This window comes from Sunxiuqinia rutila, assembly GCF_050589705.1.
GTDB classification, from domain to species: domain Bacteria; phylum Bacteroidota; class Bacteroidia; order Bacteroidales; family Prolixibacteraceae; genus Sunxiuqinia; species Sunxiuqinia rutila.
Genome location: NZ_JBNGOT010000008.1, coordinates 191,417 through 212,405 on the forward strand (window position 1 = coordinate 191,417; position 20,989 = coordinate 212,405).

Consider the following 20,989-nt stretch of genomic DNA (forward strand, 5'->3'; position numbering starts at 1 on the left):
TTCACCAAACGCAGCATCCAGAATTTGCAAGAAAATACGGGCAGCTAACCAGAAACCCCAACAGCCCATAGGTTGTTGTTAAGAATAGAAAAGGAGGACATGCAAACAACACGAATTAATAAATACCTGAGCGAAGTGGGATTCTGTTCCCGCCGGGCTGCCGACAAATTGATTGAACAAGGCAAAGTAACCATAAACGGAAAGAAACCTGAAATGGGGACGAAAGTAGGCCCCGGCGATGAAGTACGGGTAAATGGCAAACTGATTTCTGAACCTACCGAAAAGCCGGTTTACATCGCCTTCAACAAACCGGTGGGTATTGTTTGTACAACCGACACCCGTGTAGAAAAGAACAACATCATCGACTACATCAATTACCCCAAACGCATTTTCCCCATCGGGCGACTTGACAAACCCAGCGAAGGACTCATCTTTTTAACCAACGATGGAGACATTGTCAATAAAATTTTGCGTGCCCGCAACAACCACGACAAAGAATACATTGTAACGGTCAATAAGCCTATCACAAAAACATTTATTCAGAAAATGGCCGGAGGTGTTCCGATCCTGGATACCGTTACCCGCAAGTGTGAGGTAGAACAGATTAGCAAATACGTTTTCAGAATAATTTTAACACAGGGACTTAACCGGCAAATACGCCGCATGTGCGAATACCTGAACTATGAGGTGACCAAATTAAAGCGCGTGCGGATAATGAATATTTCACTCGATGTACCTGTTGGCAAATGGCGCTACCTCACGGCCAAAGAACTCAAAGAGATCAACCGACTGGTGTCTGATTCAACTAAAACACACGACACTCCAAACAACTGATACACGATTCGTTTTCAGCACAAACAAACGGGAAATTGTTGTCTAAAAATGAAATTAAGGGAACCTGAGAACAGAAATTATTATTCCAACAAATAAAATTGTAACTTAGCCGATATTACAGGTTCAAAAATGGCAGTATTCAAACTTGATCCACTCCTTATTATTCGTTCAGTATTGTTTCCTTTTTTTGATCCTTTTCATAACAACCGAATTGTCATTCATGCGTATACCAACAAGCGCCAGAATACCAAAATAATCCGGCCTGCTATTTCGTCTGAATCACAAGAAATGCGGAAAATAAAAATTATAAGTAACAATAAATAGAAAAGAATTTATGGGTAGATCTCAAGAATCGTTTAACAAAAAAGAAGTACGAAACAAAAAAGAGAAAAAGAGAAAAGAGAAAGAGAAGAAACGACTGGCCAGAAAAGACAATGAAAAGTCAGGAAGCCTGGACGATATGATCGCTTATGTCGACGAGAATGGTAACATCACCGACACTCCCCCCGATCCCTCTCAAAAAGCTGAAGTCAATATCGAAGATATCGAAGTCAGCGTACCTAAAAGCGATCCGAATGAAGAAATTGATCCGATACGTAAGGGTACAGTAACTTTTTTCAACGAATCGAAAGGCTATGGCTTCATCCGCGATTCGGAAACAAAAGAAAGTATTTTTGTCCATATCAATAATGTTCTGGAAGATATCAAAGAAGGAAACTTAGTGAGCTTCGAAGTTGAAATGGGACAAAAAGGGCCAACGGCAGTCAAAGTAAAACAAATAAAATAAAGGAATACGTTTCTTTGGAATCTGTACAGCCTCCAAAGACGGCATGTTCCTATTATCTGATACCTCAAAAGGCCTTCCAATTCGGAAAGCCTTTTTGTTTTTCTGACAGCACCTTAGCTTTCTGAAACGCACAAGCAGAGGCAAACTCTTGCTTCGTTTAAAGTATAAAAAAAACGAAAGCTCCTGAGCCTAAAGGAGCACCAATAACCAACTAGCACTATGAAATCATCAATCCTAATCTTATGTCTGGCTTATCTATGCTTAAGCTGTACCAATAACCAAAACGTCACCGTAAAGGCAAAGCCAATAGCCGCTGAAATAGATGACCATGTGCTCTCCGGGCCATCCACTTTAAACGATCCTGATCGCTTTGTGTGGGGAGGCAGCGTGATTAAAGGCGATGATGGCAAATACCACATGCTTTACTCAACCTGGGAATGCGGTGATTCTCTGCCCAAGTTTTCCGACTCCTGGGTCCTTCATTCGCAAATTGCCTATGCGGTTTCAGACTATCCCGACAGGGATTTTAAATTTCAGAAAGTGGTGCTCAAAGGCAGGCAGGCCGAAGGAGATTCAACCGCTTGGGATGCCCAAATGGCACATAACCCCCATGTCAAAAAATTCAACAATCGCTACTATTTGTATTACGTAGGTGGTAAAGATCCGGGCCCACAGCCCACTGGATCGAAAGGAGAAAAAGTCGATAAACGCAACCGCGTTCAGCAAAGTCAGTGCATTGGTGTGATTGAATTTGAAAGCTTTGACGACTTAGTTCAAGGAAACTATAGCCGATCAGAAAACCCCTTGCTTTCGCCAAGAACCCGAGTGAAGCCAGATAACATTGTGGCTCCCTCGCCCGAAGGCACTGAACCCAAACCCGACAACATCATCGTTGTTAACCCTTCGGTTGTTCAGCGCCCTGGCGATGGCAAATACTTACTCTTCTTTAAAGGAAACTTTTATAATCCAGGCTGGCGAGGCGTTCATGGAGTAGCAATTGCCGACTCACCTGCCGGGCCTTTCACGCCTACGGATCATTTTGTTTTTGATGTTCGAAACGAAGATGGCACCATTGCCAGTGGTGAAGATCCGTATGTTTGGTATCATCCCAAGCACGAAAAATTTTATGTCGTGCTCAAGGATTTTACAGGCCGAATAACTGAGGATAAACCGGGGCTGGCTCTACTTGAATCACTCGATGGCATCAAATGGACCAAGCCGGACAATACGTTTTTCATGAAGAAAGAAGTCGTTCTTCAAGCGGGAGATACGATAAAAATGAACCGGCTGGAGCGCCCCCAACTTTTGATTGACGAAGATGGTAACCCCACAGTTTTATACTGTGCCGGTGCCATAACAGAGGTGAATACACGAACAGATGGCGCTTCATTCAATGTTCAGATTCCTCTCGAAACAAACTGATTGCCAAAACATAAAGACAGTTCCCAAATGGAAAGGACTTCATGAAGTCCTTTTGCTTTCAAATCAGCAGTCCTGTTCTAACAAGATTGCCTGGTAGCCATTCGTTCTGATCGCCAGCGATTAAGCCTTTCGATCCAGATTCGCAGATCATTTTTTTTGTTATCGACCTAAACTAATCGCTAGAATTCAGCGTTCCTTTTAGAAGTTTAATTATTTTCGAAATAAAAAAATCAATCTATAACAATGGCAAGATTACTCGGCCCGCGAACAAACGATGCGGTAGTAAATTTATGGTTACTTATTTTTCGGGTAGCCGCAGGTGGTTTTATGCTGACTCACGGCATTCCCAAGTTTTTGAACTTAATTGAAGGCAATACCCAATTTCCAGACCCTTTTGGCATAGGGTCAACCCTTTCGCTGATCCTTACGGTGTTTGCAGAATTTCTCTGTTCCGTTCTGGTGATACTGGGTATTGGTACCCGACTGGCCAGCATCCCTATCATCATCACTATGGCAGTAGCCGCATTCATTATTCATGCATCGGATGCCTTTAAAAGCAAAGAAATGGCTTTGCTCTACCTGATTGTTTTCTTAACCATATTGGTTTACGGTGGAGGAAAATTTGCATTGGGCAGAGTCTTTCGGGGACGCTAAAACAGAGAATATGAAATAGACTTTCTATAGCTCCGAAGCTTCTACTTGCAACAGGAACAGGTAGAAGCTTTTTTTATGCCCTAAAACCGGAAGTAGATAAACGGCTGCAAGTTGGCCTGAGCAACAAAAGCAATGAGCAACAGCACCAATAGCACCAAGGGAAGTTGCCCCCAAACCGGAAGGCTAATAAAAGCCCCCCTCAGTTTTTCTTTGTACCGGTTGGGCACCCAAATCAGTACCAACCCAAACACAAAAATGCCAAGAACCATACGATAACTCTCCCAGCCCATGCTGATATTTTCGGGCCAAAAATGAAACCGAAGCTGGTACCAAAACTGCTGAACAGCACTGTAGTCTCGTGCCCGAAAGAAAAGCCAGGCCAGGCTGACAACTTGAAAGGTGAAAAAAACTGCGATTAGCTTTTTCCAACGTCGCGGACTTGCACGATGCACAAAGGCCTTTCGAATCAGCTTTTCCACTACCAGCCCCAAACCATGAATTGCGCCCCAGATAATAAACCGCAGGTTTGCGCCATGCCACAAACCACCCAGCACCATCGTAATTAAAATATTGACGACCATACGCCCCTTTCCCTTTCGGTTTCCCCCCAAAGGAATATAGAGGTAATCGCGTAACCAAAGCGACAGCGAAATGTGCCAGCGATGCCAAAAGTCCGTCAAGCTGGTGGCCTGATAGGGAGCATTAAAGTTTACCGGAATTTTAAAACCCAGGATCAGGGCCAAACCAATGGCAATATCGGTATAACCCGAAAAATCGCCATAAATCTGGATGGAATAGGCATAAAGCGCCAAGAGGTTTTCAAAGCCGGAATATGCCATGGGCGCCTCAAAAATTCGATCGATCAGGTTCAAAGCCAAAAAGTCGGCAATAACCATCTTCTTAAACAGCCCTTTGGTGATTAAAAACAAGGCATGACTGAATTCCTCCTTCTTCAGGCGAAATTTTTGATACAACTGCGGAATAAAAGAGGAAGCCCGCACAATGGGACCAGCCACCAATTGGGGAAAGAAACTCAGGTAAAAGCTAAAGTCCAAGGGATTTCTCACCACCTTGGAATCGCCGCGATAAACATCAACCAGGTAGCTGATGGCCTGAAAAGTGTAAAACGAAATTCCGATGGGAAGCAAAATCGACTGTTCATCAACCACACTGCCAACAGCCCGGTTAATCAACCAGCCAACCCAGTTGAAAACTTCCCAATTGGTTTGAAACAAGGCATTAGCATGCTCAATAAAAAAATAGGTGTACTTAAAATAAGCCAACACCAATAAATTAAACCCGACAGCTACAGCCAAGACAAATCGTTTTCGCGATTGCGCATGAATCCAAAGACCAAACCCATAATTTACCGCACAGGAAAAAGCCAACAACAGCAAAAAAGCACCGTTCATTTGGTAATAAATGAACCAGCTTATCAGGAGCAAATACCCGTTACGGATAGCTTTTTGCCGATACACCAAGGCGTAAATCCCCAAAAAGGCTGTAAAAGCAATCCAAAAGGCCAGTCCGGTATAAAACAAGGGTTCATCCGGATGATACTGCCAGATACTCTCCATGGTATGTTTGATCGACTCCTTCATTGTGTAACCAAATTCCGATCGGTTTTTAACTCTTCCAAAAGCAAACGCGCCAATTCCTTACCAACCACAGCCGCCCCTTCCGCTGAAAAATGCACATAATCCGTCCGCCCTAAAGCCGGGCTTCGGTTTACCCATTGCACCATGGCCCCTTCCCCACCCATGAAGTTTTGCAAGTCCCAAAAAGCCGTGTGATTTTTCATGGCCAATTCATATTGAATCGCTTTTATTTGGGGAATATTGGAATAGGAAGCATATGTCCCATCCAGCTTTTTTGCCATATCCGAAACCCCTATAATCAGAATGGGGACTTCGGGACGGATGGTCTTCAGGTAGCTGATCTGACGCTGAAAGTTTCGTTCAAAATGCCGGTAATTATTCGAAATGTAGGGCACCAGGTTCACCCCAAAGTGCAACACAAACAGCCCCACATTCACCTGATTCAGCATTTGGTGAATCATCTCCTGGTTCGAGGCATCAAAAGTGGGATAAGACAAGCCGCGCAAAGCAACATTGTCCACCAGCACACCACCGCCACTTTCCAGTGACAAGCCCGCAATATTCAGCGTGTCGCGAACCGTAAAATCAAAGCGAATGTCATCCGGTGTTCGGTTAAACTGAAAATCAAGCGTAGATACTCTTTCATGCGGAAGTAAAAACCCCGTATAAATCACATCCTTTCCCTGCCTTACGGTGAGCCTGCAGCTGTCGCGAGCGGTATAATAAAGTTTCATCAACTCATAATCGGGCTTCGGCCCCAATCGCTTAATCCGCCGAATTCGAAACCACCCTTCGGGATTAGCTGCTGTTAACAAGGCATTTTTGAACAACAAACTTTCGTTCACAAAATCCTTATCCTGAAAAGTCTTGATTTCCCAATTTCCGGAAGGCTCAATCAGCAAGCGGTGATGGGTATTGTAATACTCATCCAAAGGTACAAAACCGGGACCGCGACCGGCAAATTGTGCTTGTAACTGCTTACGCAAAACCGAGGTGATCCGGTCATTTTCGATTTGTGAGTCCCCAAAGTAAACAATCCGAACGGGTAACTTTGATGCATTGGCGTTCTGCAAACGATCGGTTAAAAATTGCAAGTGAACAGAATCGCTTTCGGCAAATACAAAAGGACTTGGCTGAAAAAGTTCCCGCTCCACCTTAGGCTCTGTGGCAGGCTCATCCTCCGGCGTTTGCATAGTCTGCAAAGAATCAGCGGCTGGCTCGGCTTGCACAAGCGTATCTACCAACGGTTCGTTAAACTCTGCTACCGAAACAGGCGCAGGACCCTCTTCCTTCCACAACAAAAGGATAAAGGAAAAAATGAGAAGTAAAATAAGAAAATATACAAATTCCCGAACAGGTGTCATGGTGCGATTTTAGCTTCCCACTAAAAGTAAAGTTAAAATCGTGTATCTGCAAATACCTGAAAGACTTCCTTAAGAGCGGGTTTGAATTTTAAGTTTTTGTCCCACCTGAATTTTATTGGCATTGCGAATATTGTTCCACCGCATGATGTCGTTATTCGACACCCCGGGAAACTTCCGGGCAATGGACCAAAGGTTATCGCCACGACGAACGGTGTAGTAGACAAACTTTCCGTCAGCACTTGTTTGTGTGCTGGCTGAAACCGCTTTTGTAACCGGTGTTTTCTTTTTATAGGCTTGCTTTTCAGCAAAACTCATCCGATTGATCTTGGCAAAAAAATCAGCTTGCCCCTGGGGAACATAAATGGCTAATTTTTGCCCCACGCGAATCAGGTTTCGGTTGATGTTGTTCCAATAGCGCAAATCAGAAATCCGTACATGAAACCATTCTGAAATAAAACCTAAATTATCACCCGACTTCACCGTATACAGCACTTTGTCTTTTCCACTTACACTGGATACATGGTAGCTATTGCGGCTTTTGGGGTTGATGATTTCATTATTTGGAAAAAACTCATCACGCTTGTAGGCATAAATTTGATCCTCATTATCAATAAAGTCAGCCACTGACTCAATCGGAATCTTCAGGGCATAATGCTTCTCCTTTTTAGCCGGAATAATGTTCATCCGATATTGCGGATTAAGCGCCTGCAGGGCTTCTACCGGAATATTCGTCAAGGCAGAAACCTGGTCAAAGTGCAGGTAGCTATTAATCATGATCGTGTCGGTAACAATCGGAAAATCGGGGTAACGCGCCTTTAGCGAATGTTCGTTGTAATAATTCATCACATAAGAAGCGGCAATGAAAGCAGGAACATACCCACGGGTTTCGCGTGGCAAACGGTAATAAATTGCCCAATAATCACGCGTACCGCCCGAACGACGAATGGCCTTATTCACATTTCCCGGACCACAGTTGTAGGCTGCAATCACCAGGTGCCAGTTCTTGTAAATTTTATACAACTGGCTCAGGTAACGGGCAGCTGCATCGGTTGATTTTACCGGATCTCGCCGTTCATCAACAAAGGTTCCGATCTCAAGCCCAAGCCATTTTCCGGTACCATACATAAATTGCCACAAGCCAACGGCATTGGCCCGCGAGCGAGCTGTCGGATTCAAAGCCGATTCAATGATCGCCATGTATTTCAACTCCATGGGTAAATCGTACTTGTCCAACGCTTCTTCAAAAATGGGAAAATAAAAGCTGGCTAGTCCCAGCATCATCTCCACCTGATCGCGGCGACGCTGGGTATATAACTCAATAAAGTTCTTAACCGTTTTGTTGTAAGATAAATCAATGTAGCTGTCAATGGCCTGCAACCGATTGATATAAACCGAATCAGGAATGGCGACAATGGGCTGACTATCTTGCAAGGCCTCGCCTACCGGCATTTCAAATACATTTTGCATGTACCAGGAATTCAAGAGACTGTCAATCTTTTCAGCAAAAAGATCATTCAGGTTTTCATTGGGAATTCGATACCTCTTTTCATATCCGTCCACACTATCCAAGGCCACCACCTCAATGCTGCTAATCCGTTTCAAAACTTCTTTATCATTCCGGTCTGCAAAGGTGTTCAACACGGCCAAACTCAATAAAAGAAATCCGGCTAATCCTGCTTTTTTAGTCATATGTTCCTTTAAAATCTTATCCTACAATGAATTCCTACTCCTCGTTGGTCGGCACAATAGATTGGCCCGGGCACCCATTTAAATGTCAGATCATCACTGATATCAAAATCAAAAAAATGGGCATCCACACTGGCGTCAATAATATTGAGTACATAAAAGGCTGCGGTCGAAATAATCACCAGGTCGCGGTTACGCCGGGCATTATCCTTAGCTCGCTCAAGCCTGTTGCTAAACTGTTGCATCTGGCTGTCCCACCGTCCGTCTTCATTAAACTGCTGAAACGAATTGGTGTTTGGATCATCGTCCCGAAGGTCGGCATAAGCTTGTTTGTAAATCAGGTATTGATCGTTATTCCAATCGATGAAATAACCAAAAGCACCAAAGCCAATATAAACCAACGGAACTTTCCAGTACTTCTTATTGTAAATTTGCCCCATGCCCGGCAAAACAGCGGAATAAATTGTTGCTTTCCGAGGCGAGTGCTTCGGTTTTTCAAAGGCAATGTCAATGCTGTCAGCTGCTGTAATTTTCTGGGCAGATGCAATAAATCCTGTTGTTAAAAACAGGATTACGAGTGCGGCTTTTATTATATTGTTCAATGTTTTCTTTTTTGAAATCGTATTAGCCATTTCGCTTGTCCAGAATGCTAATAATTCGTTCCAGGTCTTTTGACGACCCAAACGGAATAACGATTTTTCCTTTCCCTTTATTGTTGAGCGTAAAGTCAACTTTTGTGTTAAAAAAGCGACTCAGGTGTTCTTTCAATTCTCCATATTCTTCCGGGTGCTTGGCTTTAGGCTCTGGTTTGCTCGCTTTCTTTTCCGATGAATTCAGCTCGCGCACCAGTTCTTCCACTTTACGAACCGAAAGCTCATTTTCCAGAATGGCCTGATAGATAGCCAGCTGATCTTCCGGGTTTTGAATGTTAACCAAAGCACGGGCATGCCCCATGGAAATGGTTTTTTCTACAATTCCTTTCTGAATAAGTGCCGGAAGTCTTAACAACCGCAGGTAGTTGCTCACTGTTGAGCGTTTTTTTCCTACCCGATCACTCAAACTTTCCTGGGTCAACTGGCACTCGTCAATCAAGCGCTGATACGACAGGGCAATTTCAATGGCATCCAGGTCTTCACGCTGAATATTTTCAACCAAGGCCATTTCCAGCATGCCTTCATCTTCTGCCTTACGCACATAAGCGGTGATGGTTTCCAGCCCTGCCAACTTCGAAGCTCTGAAACGCCGCTCCCCCGCAATGATTTGATACTTACGATTGGCGACCTTGCGCAGTGTGATTGGTTGAATAATACCAATTTCCTTGATGGAAGCGGCCAATTCCTTCAATGCTTCTTCATCAAATTTAGTCCGGGGCTGAAACGGATTCGCTTCAATTTCTTCAATTGCTATTTCACTAATTGATGAACTAACTTCCCGATCCTGATCCCGGTCCCGATCCGCATCATCAATCAAAGCGCCTAGCCCTCTACCCAATGCATTCCTTTTTGCCATGAATACGCGAATTATTTAATCGATTACTTTTTCTGTATTTTTGACCTTTGTCAGGTCGTTCTTTTGCACAATTTCCCGGGCCAGATCCATGTAATTCTCTGATCCTCGCGAGTTGGCATCGTATAAAACAACTGGTTTCCCATAACTGGGAGCTTCACTCAACCGGATATTTCTTGAAATTGTACTTTCAAAAACCATATCACCAAAGTGAGTACGCACTTCTTCCAACACTTGGTTTGATAAGTTTAAGCGGGAATCATACATGGTTAGCAGGAAACCTTCAATCTCCAAATCAGGATTCAAACGGGTCTGAATAATTTTAATGGTATTCAGCAGTTTTCCCAGACCTTCCAACGCAAAGTATTCGCACTGCACCGGAATAATGATTGAATCAGCAGCGGTCAATGAGTTGACAGTAATCAAACCCAATGATGGCGAACAGTCAATCAGAATAAAGTCGTAGTCATCCCGAAGCTTTTCAATCACTACTTTCATGACCTTTTCGCGATTGGGCAGATTGAGCATTTCAATCTCGGCACCAACCAAGTCGATATGTGACGGAATCAGGTCTAAACCTTCGATTTCAGATTTCAAAACGATCTCCCGTGGATCAATATCATCCACAATACATTCGTAAATACTGTTCTCGACATCTCTGACATCAAAGCCGATTCCGGAAGTAGCGTTTGCCTGAGGATCAGCATCAATAATCAATACCTTGTATTCTAACACAGCCAGGCTGGCCGCCAAATTAATCGCTGATGTTGTTTTTCCTACGCCTCCTTTTTGGTTGGCTAGTGCAATAACTTTTCCCATAGTTCTTTTAGTGATTTTCGCTAAGTTCCAAAGTTAATATTTTATGCATAAAATGATCGGCTTATTGAAAATTTATATTGTGTTCCGCCTTAATCACCTGATTCCAAAATCCTTAAATTACAGAGCCATTTCCATTCGCAAAGCTTCCTGCATAAGTTGCTCTTGATCAATCGGAACAACCCCGGAACGCTCACAAACAAGCCCACCTGCCAGGTTGGACAACTGAGCCATAAACTGGCTGGACATCCCGGCCGCCATACACAAACTTGCCACAGCAATCACGGTATCTCCTGCACCGGAAACATCGGCAATGTCGCGCACCTGAGCCGGAAAATGATCGCTCCCCACTCCATTACTAATAATTACTCCTGAGGCAGACAAGGTTACAAAGATCATCCCTTGATTGCTGTTCTTTCGAAACGCTTCTGCTGCTTCCAACAAGCCTGGGATGTTGTCCTTTTCTACCGGCAGCTGCTGTCCCTCCTTGAACTCCTTGAAATTAGGCTTAAACAAGTGAACTCCAGAGTAATTGTTAAAATTGCGCTTTTTGGGATCAACCGCGATCAATAGTTTTTGAGCATGAGCCAAACGAGTAATTTTATCGATGAGTCTCGGGGTTATCATTCCCTTATCGTAATCAATGAACATAACAAGGTCAAACTTCTGGCTGTTGATTAGCTTTTCAATACGCTGATAAACCAGCTCTTCCACCTCCGAATCAATTTCTTCGGTTACCTCTTCATCAACCCGAAGCACCTGTTTTTTGCCACTCATTACCCGGGTTTTAACCGTTGTTTGCCGGTTGTCCACTCGCAGGATTCCAGCATCGGACAAGCCCTTTTCACTGAGCAGTTGCATAAAACTTTCGCCCTTCAAATCATTTCCCACTAAGGAAACCAGAACAGGAGTTGCCCCCAGGGACTGCAAGTTCAGTGCAACATTGGCTGCTCCTCCAATTCGATCTTCACGCTGCTGAACAGTCACGATGGGAACAGGAGCTTCTGCCGAAATACGATCAACGCATCCCCACAGGTAAGAATCAACCATGCCATCGCCGACGACCAATGCCCGGATGTTGGAAAATTTAGCAAAAACCTCCTGAACCTTAAGACTATCCACTGTTTTATCTTATTTTTATGACCTACAAAAGTAGTAAAAATTGAAAGTGCTAAAAATAAATTCGTCCCCTCATCCTGGGTTCACCACTGCTCCGCTCCTCTGTATTGCTTCCGGATCCTCTGGGAAATAACCGGCTAGCAAGGCAAACCGTTCCCTGAGTTCCTGCCTGCTTTTGCAGGAGCTTCCACGCAATCTCCTACATCGGATCTACATCGGCATAAATGATCAGGCCAGTATTATTCGGAAGTGATTTAACCTGATCGATGGAATCCATGAGTGTCTTTTTCCCTTGTCCCAGTGTTTTGTTTTTATCCAGCTTCAGCCAAATTTCCTTTTGATACCACGATTGAATTCGTCCAATAACCGGATACTCCGGACCAAGCACCTGATTCCGAAACTCCTTTCGCAAGATGGAAGCCAACTGATTCGCCCCCAAATCCAAGCGATCCCTGTTTTTATGCTTGACCACAATCTTGATTAAACGAAAATACGGCGGGTACCTGAAAAGCTTGCGTTCAAGCATTTGCTGATTAAACAATTGGTTGAAGTCATTGCCAACCACTTTCTGCAGCACTTCATGCTCCGGTTGGCTCGATTGAATCACCACTTTTCCTCGTTTCCCTTTGCGTCCGGCACGCCCACTTACCTGAGCCATCAACTGAAACGAACGTTCAAAAGACCGGAAGTCGGGAAAATTGAGCATCTGATCGGCATTCAGAATTCCTACCACCCGCACATGATCAAAATCAAGGCCCTTTGTCACCATTTGGGTACCAACGAGCAAATCAATTTGCCGGTTTTCAAATTTATAAATCAACTGGTCAAAGGCGCGTCTGGCACGAGTGGTATCCATATCCATCCGCGCAATAGTAGCCGCTGGAAAAAGCAAGCTCAACTCTTCTTCAATCTGCTCGGTGCCAAAACCTTTGGTTTGAATTTCATCGGAAGGACATTCGTCACAATGCGTAGGAACGCTGGTGGTATGCCCACAATAATGACACACCAGGCCTGCACGAAACTTGTGGTAAGTTAAACTCACATCACAATTCTTGCATTTTGGTATCCATCCGCAGCTCGTACATTGCATGTAAGGCGCAAATCCTCGTCGGTTTTGAAATAAAATCACCTGTTCCTTATTCTCGAGCGCCAGTTTCACCTCATCGTACAAGGCTGGCGTAAGCAAGGAAACCATTTGCTTTTGGCGTGTTGCTTTTCGGATGTCCGCCACCACAATCTCGGGAAGCTCAATTCCCTTGAAACGCTCCTTCAGTTCAACCAGACCGTATTTTCCCAGTTTGGCATTAAAGTAGCTTTCAAACGAGGGGGTAGCTGTTCCCAGTAAAACCGGGGCCTGATGAATTTGTCCCAAAACAACCGCTAAATCCCGGGCATTGTAGCGCGGAGCCGGATCAAACTGCTTGTAACTATTTTCATGTTCCTCGTCCACAACAATAAGGCCCAGCTTCTTAAAAGGCAGAAAAACGGCCGAGCGAGCCCCGATCACCACCTGGTAGGATTCTTTGCTGTCATTCAAAATATTGAACCAAATTTCAACGCGTTCAGCATCGTTGAATTTGGAATGGTAAATGCCTGCCCGATCACCAAAAGCACGTTTTAGTCGCGTTATTAACTGAGAAGTCAGGCCAATTTCCGGAACCAGGTACAACACCTGCTTGCCTTCGGCTAAAACATCCTCGATCAGCTTGATGTAAATCTCGGTTTTTCCGCTTGAGGTTACTCCATGCAACAAAACAGGTCGCTTGGTTTTGAATTCATCTTTCAACTGCCGATAGCTACTTTCCTGAGCTTCATTCAAATCGTACAAGTATTGATCCTCGGTATGATTCATTTCCAGACGGCCAATCTCAATTGATTCGACAGCAAGAATATCCTTCTCAACCAAGCCTTTTAAAACAGCATCGGAAAGCCCGCTTTGCTCCAGCAAGTCCTTCTTGGGCAAGCGGCTTTTCTGATCAAAGCTGAAGCTGGTTTCATGTACAAAAAACTCCAGAAGTTCCTTCTGTTTGCGAGCCCTGCCTATTTCTTCAAAGGCTTTTTCCAGCTGTTCCGAAGAAGCTATCCGCTCCGCAAGCTGCACAAAAGTGACCGTTTTGGGTTTGTAGCTATCCTTCAACTTTTCTTCCATCAGTATTGCATTCTTCTCCAGCAATACTTTCAGGGTGGCATAGGACGATTTTTTACCCAAGAACTGGTTTATTTCACGAATATTGGTTTGTCCCCGGCCTTTCAGCATGAGTAGTAAAGCTTCTTCCTCGCCGGTTAAGGGGCTGTCCAGATCGAAATTAGGATTAAAGCTGACATTGGACTGACTTTCCAGCTTTAAGGCCGAAGGCAGTGCAGCCTTGAAAACTTCGCCCAAAGAACAGCAATAGTAATCAGCAACCCACTCCCATGCAATAATCTGTGCCCGGTTAACAATCGGCTCCCGATCCAGAATGGCATCAATTTCCTTCAGCTCAAAATCACCTTCAGGCGGCTGATTGTGCAAACGATAAACCAAAGCCGAAAAAAACTTCCGGGCTCCAAATTGCACAACAACCCGGATGCCCACTTTCATATTGGGTTCAAAGCCGGGAGATACCCGATACGTAAATTTATCACGTAAAGGAAGCGGTAATATAAGATCTGCAAACATCGGAATTGACATAGTGCAAACATCGGAATTTTTATTCGTTTTGAAGAAAGCCAACGCGATTTTCGGCTTCTCCCCTGCCCAAAACAATGGCAAGCCGGGCACGCTGTCTAATGTTCAATCTTTAAGTTTCCTGTCTTAATAATAGTTTGCCCGGAGCGTGGAAAAGAGAAAGACCCCGAGGCATTGCCCCGAGGTCTTTTCATTATTTTATTCGCTAATAAAGGTTAACCTTCACAGTACACTTAACGGATACTGAAAGTTACCCTGCGGGCCAACTGGCGAGCATTTGGAGAGCTCTCGTCAACACTCGTATCCTCGCCTTTTCCTTCGGAGTGAAGACGTGATTTGTCGATTCCCGACTTAACCAGGAGCTCCGCAACTGCTTCAGCTCGTTTAGTTGATAATTTTTTGTTGTACTCTTCCGTGCCTTTCTCATCGGCATAACCAATGAGGTTAACAGCTACATTCGCATTCTTCATCATGTAATTGCGCAAAAGGTTGATGGCATCTGCGGCACCTTTATCTATTTTTGAGCTGTTAAAATCGAAGAAGATATTCACATAGCCTTCGTTAATCAACCGACCAACGATGTCATCGTCGCCAGCATTAGCCAGCATAGCCACTTGCCCATCCAAATCATCAATACGACGTCCTAACTGATCATCAGCTTCCTGTACTTTTCGGGCATCTTCTTCGCGCGATTTTTTAATCTGAGCTTCCAAATCAGCAATGCGCTCGTCCATCAAAGCCAAGTATTCGTTCTCGCGCACTACCCAGTCGGCATGCTGCGCTTTTTTACCCAGGTAATAAGAAAATCCAATGGTTCCGTTAAACACAAAAGGTTCATTATTTCTTGGCATAGTTCCGTCCCAAGTCCGGTTTTGGTGCACGTGAAAGCCCATGGTTCCGTCGATATTCAATGCCACCCTGGGCGAGAGTTTAATTTGACCGGTTAAACCCGCCAAAGCAGTAGCGAAATGATCATTGTCATCAAGCAAATCAAAGTCCAGCAACCCAACGCCGAAACCTCCGTGAGCTAAAAGGTTAAGGGTTTGTGTCCAAGTTTCAAAACGCAACAAACGCCCAATTCCAATCACCCCTTGAAGGTCGAACTCGTATTGCTTGGTTGTAAAGTCAAGTGTTGACTTTTCTGCTTGAAAGTTATTATAAACAAAACCTGCTTTTAATCCAAAAAACTCATTGAACATATACCGGGCCCCAAGCTCTCCTGCTAAGAAGTCAGGTGTTGCTGTACTATAACCTCGGGCTACATTACGATAGGGTTTGGTTAACCCGATACCTGCGTCAATTGACCAATGATTGAATTCGGTTTTTCCAGAAAAGGAGTCCTGCGCATAGCTTGCTCCAATAAAAAGGCTACTAATTACTAATAGAATTATTCGTTTTCTCATAATTTTAATTGTTTATCCAGGATTAAAAAAATTAAGTATTTGATTTTAATTGAAGAATTAACAACGAACAAGAATATGTAATCAAACAATATGCGTGCGAAATTGTTCCTGCCTCCCCTTTCTGCTTTGATCTAACAAAACAATAACTACATAAGTATCAAATATATAACAAACCGTTGAGCAATTCAACAATAAAGCTGTAATTTTTCATAAAAAAAGTCCGAAGATATTCTCCGGACTTTCCCAATTCGTAAGAAGCAAAATTACTTCACCAATTTCTTATACTTAATTCGTTTCGGTTCTTCATCACCCAAACGCTGCTTCTTGTTTTCCTCGTATTCTGAATAGCTTCCTTCAAAATAGTACACTTTTGATTCGCCCTCAAAAGCTAAAATATGAGTAGCGATCCGGTCCAGGAACCAACGGTCGTGCGAAATAACCACAGCGCATCCTGCGAAGCTCTCCAGACCTTCTTCCAACGCCCGCAAGGTATTCACATCAATATCGTTGGTTGGCTCATCCAGCAACAGCACGTTGCCTTCTTCTTTCAAAGCCATAGCCAAATGCAGCCGGTTACGTTCTCCACCGGACAGCACACCACATTTTTTCTCCTGATCAGATCCGGCAAAGTTAAAGCGGGACACATAAGCCCGTGCATTAATTTGTCGGTTCCCCATGGCCATCAAGTCGTTTCCTCCGGAAATAACCTGATAAACCGTTTTATTGGGATCAATTGCAGCATGCGATTGATCAACATAGGCGATTTTTACGGTTTCCCCTACTTCAAAGGTGCCCTGATCCGCTTCCAGTTGCTTCATGATCATCCGGAACAAGGTTGTTTTTCCCGCGCCATTGGGGCCAATAACACCTACAATACCATTGGGCGGCAATACAAAATCGAGTCCTTCAAACAGCAAACGATCACCAAAGCCTTTCGAAACACCATGGGCTTCAATTACCTTCTCACCCAAACGAGGTCCGTTAGGAATAAAGATTTCCAGTTTCTCTTCTTTCTGTTTCGAGTCTTCATTCATCAACTGATCGTAAGCATTCAAACGTGCTTTGGCTTTGGCATGACGGGCCTTGGGCGCCATGCGAATCCACTCCAGCTCACGCTGCAAGGTTTTCTGACGCTTGGACTGTTGTTTTTCTTCCTGCGCCAAACGATTTGATTTTTGCTCCAGCCACGAAGAATAGTTTCCTTTCCATGGAATGCCTTCGCCTCGGTCCAGTTCCAGAATCCATCCGGCCACATTGTCCAGAAAATAACGGTCGTGAGTAATACAAATTACCGTTCCTTTATACTGTTGCAAGTGCATTTCAAGCCACTGTACCGATTCGGCATCCAAGTGGTTGGTAGGCTCATCCAGAAGCAATACATCCGGTTCTTTCAGCAACAAACGGCATAAAGCTACCCGGCGTTGTTCTCCCCCGGAAAGTTCACTCACCAGCTGATCGCCTGGAGGACAACGCAAAGCATCCATCGCACGCTCCAGCTTGGAGTCCAGGTTCCAGGCATCAAAGCGGTCAATTTTCTCCTGCAGTTTGGCTTGCTCAGCCATCAACGCTTCCATTTTGTCTGGATCTTCCAGCACTTCTGGTTCACCAAACTTCAGGTTCACCTCTTCATAAGCTTTCAGAACATCAACCACTTCCTGAACACCTTCTTCCACAATTTCCTTTACGGTCTTGGTGGGATCAAGATGTGGTTCTTGCTCTAAGTAACCAACGGTATATCCTGGTGAAAAAACAACTTCTCCCTGGTACGATTTTTCCAAGCCAGCAATTATCTTCAGCAAGGTCGATTTTCCGGAACCATTCAAACCGATGATTCCAATCTTTGCTCCCAGGTAAAACGAAAGGGAGATATCCTTCAACACTTGCTTTTGGGGTGCAAACGTCTTGTTCACCCGGTACATCGAAAAAATAATCTTTTTGTCCTCTGTCATTTTATGTATGTTTCTTAATATTTAATCCAATCCATCTATTCAGCTAGCATAAGCCAAATCTCAATTAGCAAAAGTAACGGAAATTCAATACATATATAGCTACCTTTAATCGAGTATTTATATGGACTAAAATAGAATAGGTTTGAAGATCTTAGTTGTAGATGATAACCCCATCAACCTCAAATTTTTGTTTTACTCTTTAAGGAATGAGTACGAGATTGATATGGCCAGTGGTGGAGATGAAGCCTTACATTTAACGCAAAGTATCAAGTACGACTTAATCTTAATGGACTTGTGGATGCCTCTCCTTGATGGTGCAGAAACAACCCGTCAAATCAGATCGCTTGGGACCAATGTCAACAAGCAAACCCCAATTATTTTCTGCACCACCAGTAGTGATGATGATGACCGGCAACGCTGCCTGACTTTTGGGGCGAATGATTATCTCATCAAACCAATTCAAGTTAATCTGCTGAAAGAGAAATTAGAATATTACCTTGGTAATTAATTCCAGGTAAAATTAGCATTCGTGAAAAAAAGAAGAGCTGACCATATGGCCAGCTCTTTTTATTTTAGTCGTCTGATAATCGGAATTATTCAGCCTTCTTTTCTTCATCCTCAGCTTTTGTTTCCTCAGCTGCTGGCTCTTCTGCTTTTGCCTCTTCAACAACAACTTCTTCTTTTTCAGGAGTTGCAGTTGCTTCAGTTGCTTTTGCTTTTGAACCACCGCGACGAGAACGACGTTTTTTGCTTTTATCTTCTTTCGCTGACAACAAGTTTTCATTGTAATCAACCAATTCGATAATACACATTTCTGCGTTGTCTCCTAAACGGTTTCCTGTTTTCAGGATCCGAGTGTATCCACCCGGACGATCGCCTACTTTTTCTGCCACATCTCTGAAAAGTTCGGCAACAGCCGTTTTGCTTTTCAAGACGCTAAAAACCATACGACGCGAGTGCGTAGTATCGTTTTTTGCTTTTGTAATAAGCGGTTCAACATACATCCGCAGTGCTTTTGCTTTGGCTACCGTTGTGGTAATCCGCTTGTGAAGAATTAACGAGTTTGCCATGTTTGACAGCATCGCCTTCCGATGAGCACTTTTCCTTCCAAGATGGTTGAATTTTTTATTATGTCTCATTTGTGCTTATTCCTTGTCAAGTTTATACTTACTTATATCCATTCCGAATGTCAGGTTCATGCCATTCAACAGGTCATCCAACTCGGTCAATGATTTCTTACCAAAGTTTCTGAACTTCAGCAAATCATTGCGATTGTAGGTAACCAATTCTCCCAGAGTTTCCACGTCAGCCGCTTTCAAACAGTTCAGCGCACGAACCGAAAGATCCATGTCAACTAATTTTGTTTTCAGCAATTGACGCATGTGCAATACTTCCTCATCAAACTCTTCGTTGGCAAATTTCTCATCCGAGTCGAGTGTAATCTTTTCGTCAGAGAATAGCATGAAGTGATAAATCAGAATTTTTGCCGCTTCTTTCAAAGCATCTTTAGGATGAATTGAACCATCGGTGTTGATGTCGAGAACCAACTTTTCGTAGTCGGTTTTCTGCTCTACACGATAGTTTTCAACAGCATACTTCACATTTTTGATTGGTGTGAAGATGGAGTCAATCGGAATTAAACCAAACTCAGCATCTACAGGCTTATTTTCAGCGCTGGGAACATAGCCTCGCCCTTTGTTGATTGTTAATTCCACCTGCAATTTAACATCAGCTTCCATCCGGCAAATTACCAATTCAGGATTCAAAACCCGGAAACCAGTCATAAACTTGTTGATGTCACCAGCAGTAAATTCTTCCTGACCGCTAATAGAAATAGAAACTTTCTCGCTATCAAAATCTTCAACTTCGCGTTTGAACCGAATTTGCTTCAGATTCAGAATGATTTCAGTTACATCTTCCATCACTCCTTTAATGGTCGCAAATTCATGATCAACGCCTTCAATTTTGAGCGTTGTAATTGCATAACCCTCCAAAGACGATAACAGGATCCGACGAAGAGCATTACCGATTGTGATACCATAACCGGGCTCCAACGGACGAAATTCGAATTTACCGAATTTCTCATCGGATTCAACCATTATTACTTTGTCAGGTTTTTGGAACGCTAATATTGCCATAATAATACTGAGTAATTTATTATTTAGAATACAACTCTACAATCAGTTGTTCTTTGATATTTTCAGGAATTTCTTCCCGTTCTGGGCGATTTAAAAATTTACCGCTCATTTGGGCACCATCCCACTCCAACCAAGCGAATTTATTGTAGCGATGCGAAGTCAAGGCATTGGTAATTACTTCCAATGATTTTGATTTTTCGCGCACACTAACGATATCTCCCGGGCGAAGTTGGAATGAAGGAATATTAACTAGTTCTCCGTTAACCATGATGTGTTTGTGGGTAACCAACTGACGAGCTCCTGCTCTGGTAGCAGCTAATCCCAAACGGTAAACCACGTTATCCAATCTGGCTTCGAGCAACTGCAGCAATACCTCACCGGTAACACCTTTAGATGCTGATGCTTTTTTAAACAGGTTTGAGAATTGCTTCTCTAAAACACCGTAAGTATATTTCGCCTTTTGTTTTTCCATCAACTGGACACCGTACTCAGACTTTTTACGTCTGCGGCCAGTTTGCCCATGCATACCTGGAGGATAGTTCTTTTTCTCAAGTACTTTATCAGGTCCGAAAATTGGTTCACCAAATTTTCGGGCAATTCTTGTTTTGGGTCCTGTATATCTTGCCATTACTTTTTCGTTAAAAAAAATTAAACACGTCTTCTTTTAGATGGGCGGCAACCATTGTGTGGCAATGGTGTCACATCAACGATTTCACTCACTTGAATACCCACACTATTAATGGCTCGAATAGCAGATTCGCGACCGTTTCCGGGGCCCTTCACAAATACTTTTACTTTTCTGAGTCCTAGATCATATGCAGTTTTTGCACATTCTTCAGAGGCTACCTGGGCAGCATAAGGTGTATTCTTTTTCGATCCTCTAAATCCTTTTTTACCTGCTGATGACCAAGAGATTACTTCTCCGTTGTTATTGGTCAGTGAGATAATGATATTATTGAATGAAGAATGAATATGCGCTTGGCCAGTAGCTTCAACGTTAACAACTCTTTTCCGACTGGAACTTGTCTTTTTTGCCATAATTCAA

General features: G+C 43.5%; 19 protein-coding genes. 5 read left to right on the forward strand and 14 right to left on the reverse strand.

Annotated elements, in window-relative coordinates; translation table 11 throughout:
- Positions 1 to 99: 99 nt before the first annotated feature.
- From rluF to ACRD6K_RS12145, 4 genes are all read left to right on the forward strand, one after another.
- Entirely contained in the window at positions 100 to 834 is a 735-nt protein-coding gene (gene rluF, locus ACRD6K_RS12130; RefSeq protein WP_299579559.1) for a 23S rRNA pseudouridine(2604) synthase RluF, read from the forward strand.
- 334 nt (positions 835 to 1,168) lie between these two features.
- Entirely contained in the window at positions 1,169 to 1,621 is a 453-nt protein-coding gene (locus ACRD6K_RS12135) for a cold shock domain-containing protein (protein ID WP_299579562.1), read from the forward strand.
- 219 nt (positions 1,622 to 1,840) lie between these two features.
- A complete protein-coding gene (locus tag ACRD6K_RS12140) occupies positions 1,841 to 3,043 on the forward strand; it encodes a glycoside hydrolase family protein (RefSeq protein ID WP_430973468.1) in 1,203 nt (400 codons plus the stop codon).
- Between the two features lie 243 nt (positions 3,044 to 3,286).
- Complete coding sequence (locus ACRD6K_RS12145; RefSeq protein ID WP_299579568.1) at positions 3,287 to 3,697, forward strand: DoxX family protein; 411 nt, start codon at positions 3,287 to 3,289, stop codon at positions 3,695 to 3,697.
- 80 nt (positions 3,698 to 3,777) lie between these two features.
- Here ACRD6K_RS12145 and ACRD6K_RS12150 read toward each other — a convergent pair whose 3' ends face one another.
- The 10 genes from ACRD6K_RS12150 to ettA form a co-directional block, all read right to left on the reverse strand.
- The gene (locus ACRD6K_RS12150) at positions 3,778 to 5,298 is read right to left on the reverse strand and encodes an MBOAT family O-acyltransferase (RefSeq protein WP_430973469.1); all 1,521 of its coding nucleotides are present in this window, start codon (positions 5,296 to 5,298) and stop codon (positions 3,778 to 3,780) included.
- Positions 5,295 to 6,659: an SGNH/GDSL hydrolase family protein gene (locus tag ACRD6K_RS12155; RefSeq protein WP_430973470.1), complete on the reverse strand. Its 1,365-nt coding sequence runs from the start codon at positions 6,657 to 6,659 to the stop codon at positions 5,295 to 5,297. Before ACRD6K_RS12155 ends, ACRD6K_RS12150 begins: the two co-directional genes overlap by 4 nt.
- A 69-nt stretch (positions 6,660 to 6,728) precedes the next feature.
- Positions 6,729 to 8,348: a transglycosylase SLT domain-containing protein gene (locus ACRD6K_RS12160; RefSeq protein WP_430973471.1), complete on the reverse strand. Its 1,620-nt coding sequence runs from the start codon at positions 8,346 to 8,348 to the stop codon at positions 6,729 to 6,731.
- A gap of 8 nt (positions 8,349 to 8,356) precedes the next feature.
- Positions 8,357 to 8,947 carry a DUF5683 domain-containing protein gene (locus ACRD6K_RS12165; RefSeq protein ID WP_299579579.1) on the reverse strand — a complete coding sequence of 197 codons (591 nt, stop codon included), beginning with the start codon at positions 8,945 to 8,947 and terminating at the stop codon, positions 8,357 to 8,359.
- A 22-nt stretch (positions 8,948 to 8,969) separates the two neighbouring features.
- Entirely contained in the window at positions 8,970 to 9,854 is an 885-nt protein-coding gene (locus tag ACRD6K_RS12170) for a ParB/RepB/Spo0J family partition protein (protein WP_430973472.1), read from the reverse strand.
- A 15-nt stretch (positions 9,855 to 9,869) separates the two neighbouring features.
- Positions 9,870 to 10,670 carry a ParA family protein gene (locus tag ACRD6K_RS12175; protein ID WP_299579584.1) on the reverse strand — a complete coding sequence of 267 codons (801 nt, stop codon included), beginning with the start codon at positions 10,668 to 10,670 and terminating at the stop codon, positions 9,870 to 9,872.
- Between the two features lie 117 nt (positions 10,671 to 10,787).
- Positions 10,788 to 11,789, reverse strand: coding sequence for a bifunctional heptose 7-phosphate kinase/heptose 1-phosphate adenyltransferase (locus ACRD6K_RS12180; protein WP_430973473.1), 1,002 nt, complete (start codon positions 11,787 to 11,789; stop codon positions 10,788 to 10,790).
- 196 nt (positions 11,790 to 11,985) lie between these two features.
- On the reverse strand, positions 11,986 to 14,457 hold the full coding sequence (gene priA, locus ACRD6K_RS12185) for a replication restart helicase PriA (protein ID WP_430973474.1): 2,472 nt from the start codon (positions 14,455 to 14,457) through the stop codon (positions 11,986 to 11,988).
- A gap of 230 nt (positions 14,458 to 14,687) precedes the next feature.
- Complete coding sequence (locus ACRD6K_RS12190) at positions 14,688 to 15,857, reverse strand: OmpA family protein (RefSeq protein WP_430973475.1); 1,170 nt, start codon at positions 15,855 to 15,857, stop codon at positions 14,688 to 14,690.
- Between the two features lie 263 nt (positions 15,858 to 16,120).
- Positions 16,121 to 17,806, reverse strand: coding sequence for an energy-dependent translational throttle protein EttA (gene ettA / locus ACRD6K_RS12195; RefSeq protein WP_299579596.1), 1,686 nt, complete (start codon positions 17,804 to 17,806; stop codon positions 16,121 to 16,123).
- A 142-nt stretch (positions 17,807 to 17,948) separates the two neighbouring features.
- Between ettA and ACRD6K_RS12200 the strand changes: the two genes are divergently transcribed.
- Entirely contained in the window at positions 17,949 to 18,314 is a 366-nt protein-coding gene (locus ACRD6K_RS12200) for a response regulator (protein WP_430973476.1), read from the forward strand.
- An 85-nt stretch (positions 18,315 to 18,399) separates the two neighbouring features.
- On the opposite strand, the gene rplQ is transcribed toward ACRD6K_RS12200, so the two are convergent.
- The 4 genes from rplQ to rpsK are packed head-to-tail and all read right to left on the reverse strand — an operon-like array spanning position 18,400 to position 20,982.
- Positions 18,400 to 18,945 carry a 50S ribosomal protein L17 gene (gene rplQ / locus ACRD6K_RS12205; protein ID WP_430973477.1) on the reverse strand — a complete coding sequence of 182 codons (546 nt, stop codon included), beginning with the start codon at positions 18,943 to 18,945 and terminating at the stop codon, positions 18,400 to 18,402.
- A 6-nt stretch (positions 18,946 to 18,951) separates the two neighbouring features.
- Positions 18,952 to 19,944 (reverse strand): DNA-directed RNA polymerase subunit alpha, encoded by a 993-nt coding sequence (locus tag ACRD6K_RS12210; protein ID WP_299579601.1) that lies wholly within the window; start codon positions 19,942 to 19,944, stop codon positions 18,952 to 18,954.
- A 19-nt stretch (positions 19,945 to 19,963) separates the two neighbouring features.
- Positions 19,964 to 20,572 carry a 30S ribosomal protein S4 gene (gene rpsD, locus ACRD6K_RS12215; RefSeq protein WP_430973478.1) on the reverse strand — a complete coding sequence of 203 codons (609 nt, stop codon included), beginning with the start codon at positions 20,570 to 20,572 and terminating at the stop codon, positions 19,964 to 19,966.
- Positions 20,573 to 20,592: 20 nt separating this feature from the next.
- Positions 20,593 to 20,982, reverse strand: a complete 390-nt coding sequence (gene rpsK / locus ACRD6K_RS12220) for a 30S ribosomal protein S11 (protein ID WP_299579607.1) — start codon at positions 20,980 to 20,982, stop codon at positions 20,593 to 20,595.
- Between the last annotated feature and the right edge of the window lie 7 nt (positions 20,983 to 20,989).